1 pseudogene is annotated in these 335 nt (G+C 66.3%); it reads right to left on the reverse strand.

What is annotated here, in order from left to right:
* Positions 1–335: pseudogene (locus LI94_RS24215) on the reverse strand (endoglycoceramidase); the annotation flags it as partial.

The raw sequence follows: 335 nt of genomic DNA on the forward strand, positions 1-335 counted from the left end.
AGCCAGCCGCCGGCTCCGCCGTTGGGGTTGGCTTCGGTGCCGTCGGCGCCGTTGCCGATCACGGTGGAGCCGAAGATCTGGTTGATGACGCTGTTGACCTGGCTGCCGAATTCGCTGTCGATCCATTTTTCGGCCAGGCTGTACAGCCCGGCGTAGGGGTCGAAGGCCAAGGAGAGTGCCGGGCCGGGCTCAGCCAGCGCGGCGAAGGCGGCGTCCCAGTGCTCGGCAGAGAAGAAGGTGTCCCACGCGGTGTTGTCGGTGACGGCCTGGGGGTCCAGTTCGCCGGCTGCGGTGGCAAAAGGTGCGACGAGGACATCGAGCATGTCGTCGAAATC

Source organism: Mycobacterium sp. UM_Kg27 (assembly GCF_000972905.1).
GTDB lineage: Bacteria > Actinomycetota > Actinomycetes > Mycobacteriales > Mycobacteriaceae > Mycobacterium.